Genomic DNA, 3433 nt, shown 5'->3' with positions numbered 1-3433 from the left:
AACTTCGCCGACGGCAGCACGCCCGACGACAATGCGGCCGCATGATCGTCACCCGCCGCCCCAACGCGCTGCGCCTTTTCTTCGCGCTGCGCGGCTCGATCCTGCCGCGCATTGGCTGGAGCCTCGCGACCTGCACCGCATTGGCGGCGGCGGTGACCTGGAGCCACGGTCACCTCCTCGATGCGAAGATCACGCTCACGCCGGTGCCTTTCTCCCTGATCGGGCTGGCGCTGGCGATCTTTCTCGGCTTTCGCAACAACGCCGCCTATGAGCGCTACTGGGAGGCACGCAAGCTGTGGGGCGAGTTGCTGTTCCGCTCGCGCAGCCTGGCGCGCCAACTGCTCACCCTTACCCGCCTGCCCGACGCTTCAGCCGCGCCGGACGATGGCGTGAGCGCAGGCCCCGACCCCCGCCACGCCATCATCCGCCGCACCATCGCCTTCGCTCACGCGTTGCGGCAACAGTTGCGCGGCAGCGGCGAGCCGGCCGAACTCGGGCCCTGGCTCGCACCCGCAGAGCTCGCGGCCTATGCCGCCTCTCGTTCGGGCAGCGACCTGCTGCTGCGCCTGAGCAGCCGCGACCTCGGCCAGAGCATGCGCGCGGGCCACATCGACCCTCACCTCGTCGCCGCGATGGACGAACAGCTCAGCGGCCTGGCCGCGGTGGCGGCCGGCTGCGAGCGCATCAAGTCCACACCCATTCCCTTTGCCTACACCTTGTTGCTGCACCGCACCGCCTACCTCTATTGCTTCTTGCTGCCCTTCGGGCTGGTGGACCTGATCGGCTTCATGACGCCCTTCGTGGTGGCGATCGTGGCCTACACCTTCTTCGGCCTGGACGCCGTGGGCGACGAGATCGAGGAACCCTTCGGCCTGCGCCCGCACCACCTGCCGCTCGACACGATCTGCCGCACGGTGGAGATCAACCTGCTCGAAGCGATCGGGACGAATGCATTGCCGCCGGCGTTGCAGCCGGTGGAGGGATGGCTGCATTGATTGCGCGTTGCTTGCGCTTTGATCGATGTCGGCTGTGGCGCGTCAATCTGGATGAGAGGCGCGCGTCAATCTGGATGAGAACCGTGACGCGGCGAGTTGATGATGCCGGACATTTGATGTCGCGGGCTGGTTTAAGTTGAGGGTTGATTGTCGGCAGGCTTGGGAACGCCGACATTCTTCGGTGTCGCGTAGCTGGCAGGTCTCCCGGCACCGATTTGCTTGCGCTCGATGGCGGTACGCCTTCGGTAGCTCTCGACGTTCATCTCGAAGATCGTGGAGTGATGGACGAGCCGATCGACCGCGGCCAGCGTCATGGCCGGATCCTGGAACACCTTGCCCCATTCCCCGAACGGCTGGTTGGCCGTGATGATCATCGAGCGCCGCTCATAGCGCGCACTGATCAGCTCGAACAAGGCCGACGTTTCGGCCTGGTCCTTGGTGACGTAGGCCAGGTCGTCGAGGATGAGCACGTCGAAGTGGTCGAGCCGGTTGAGCGCGGCTTCGAGCGCAAGTTCGCGGCGCGCCACCTGCAGCCGCTGGACGAGGTCCGATGTGCGCGCGAACAGCACGCGCCAACCCTTCTCCAGCAAGGCCAGCCCGATGGCCGACGATAGGTGCGACTTGCCACCACCCGGCGGCCCCAGCAGGAGCACATTGGCGCCGTTGCGAAGCCACTCGTCGCCCGCGCACAGCGCCATCACCTGCGCCTTGGAGACCATCGGCACGGAGTTGAAGTCGAAGTTGTCCAGCGTCTTGCCCGGCAGCAGCTTGGCTTCGGCCAGATGCCGCTCGATGCGCCGTCGGTCACGCTCGGCCAACTCGTTCTCGGCAAGCACCGTGAGCAGCCGCGCGGCTGGTCAACCCTCCTTGTCCGACTGCTCGGCGAAGTTCGACCACATTTGCTTGGTAGCCGGCAACCTCAGCTCGGTCAGCAGCAGCGTGAGCCGGGTAGCGTCGAAGTTCTCGTTCATGCCGCGACCTCCGCGCCCGAGTCCACACGCGAGTCCACCAGGATGTCGTAGGAGCTCAGCGGGGCGAGTCGCACGGACACCTCCGGCAAGCGCGCCGGGTCGGGCGCGAAGCGGGCCAGCAGCGCGTTGAGGTCCGGCAACCGTCGGCGATCGAGATCGTCCGACAGAACGCTGGCCAGTTGCGCCTCGCACGAGCGGTCGTGCGCCAGGCTCAGCAGTGCGACCATCGTCTTGCAGGCCGCGCGCTCGGCCATCTCCTCGCGCAGGAACTCGAACGTCAACCGATAGGCTTCACGTGGGAAGAGCTGGTCACGGTAGACCAGACTGAGCAGCGCCATCGGCTTGCGCCGAAGCGCATGGATGACGTGGTGGTAGTCGACGACGTGACCATGCTTGCCGTTGGCGCCGCCGCGACCGCGCTCCAGCGTCATGAGCAAGGTCGCCCCCAGCAGCAGTTCGAGCCGGTCGTCGTACAGGCGAACCCGCAAGCGGTGTCCGATCAGCCGCGACGGCACGGTGTAGAAGACCTTGCGCAGGGTGAAGCCCCCGGAGGACGTGACATAGACGAACGTCTCCTCGTAGTCGCAGGTCCGCGCCGGTGGCAACGGCTGCAGCAGCGTGCGTTCGGCATCGATGCGGCGGCCGTTGCGCGTGTTCTTGCGGCTGACGATCTCGTCGATGAAGCGGCGGTAGGCGGCCAGGTCGGCGAACTCCACGGCGCCGCGCAGCAGCAGCGCGTCGTGCACCGCGCTCTTCAGGTGTCCGTGCGCGCTCTCGATGGAGCCGTTCTCGTGGGCAACGCCCCGGTTGTTGCGGGTGGGCTCCATCAGGTAGTGCGCACACAGGGCGTCGTAGCGCGAGGTCAGGTCCTCACGCGCATCGGCGTCCAGATTGCGGAACGCCGCCGACAGGCTGTCGCTGCGGTGCTCACGCGGGGCACCGCCCAGGGCCCACAGCGCGTTCTGCAAGCCTTCGGCCAGCGCCACGTAACTCTCGCCGCCCAGGATGACGTGCGCGTGCTCGAAGCCGGAGCACACCAGGCGGAAGTGATACAGGCGGTGGTCCAGCGCCACGCCCAGCACGGTGACGCCCAGGTCGCCCATCTCGGTGAAGTCGGACAGCCCCATGCGGCCGGCTTCGTGAGTCTGGCGGAACATCACGTCTCGTTCCTGACCATGAAGCGCGCGCCATGAGCGGATGCGTCGCTCCAAGGTTCGACGCACGCTCGGGTCGAGTTCCGCGTGACGGCGCCTCAACTCGTCGAATATAGCCACCGGGCGGATGCCGGGCGCCGACTCGAGTAGCGGTACGACCTCGGCCTCGAAGATGTCGACGAGCGGGTCGGGCCGCCGTCGCTCGCGCGGGGCCTTCTTGTCGGACGGCAGTCGCGGGTCGTGCTGCATACGGTAGGCGGTGGCGACACTGATCGCGGCCTGCGCCGCCGCCAACGGCAGCGTCTTGGAGAGT

Annotated in this window: 2 protein-coding genes and 1 pseudogene; 1 reads left to right on the top strand and 2 read right to left on the bottom strand. The window is 67.1% G+C overall.

What is annotated here, in order from left to right; all coding sequences use genetic code 11:
• The coding region (locus H0W38_RS18990) for a bestrophin family protein (RefSeq protein WP_367162412.1) at nt 1-995 on the top strand (995 nt) is incomplete at its 5' end.
• Nucleotides 996-1126: 131 nt separating this feature from the next.
• Here H0W38_RS18990 and istB read toward each other — a convergent pair.
• Nucleotides 1127-1966 (bottom strand): annotated as a pseudogene (gene istB, locus H0W38_RS18985) (IS21-like element helper ATPase IstB).
• On the bottom strand, nt 1963-3433 hold a 1471-nt coding region (gene istA / locus H0W38_RS18980), incomplete at its 5' end, for an IS21 family transposase (protein WP_292457084.1). The gene istA and the pseudogene istB, both read right to left, overlap by 4 nt.

The sequence above is a fragment of the Methylibium sp. genome (assembly GCF_013817365.1).
Classification (GTDB): domain Bacteria; phylum Pseudomonadota; class Gammaproteobacteria; order Burkholderiales; family Burkholderiaceae_C; genus Methylibium.
This window is presented reverse-complemented; position numbering and strand designations above follow the sequence as displayed.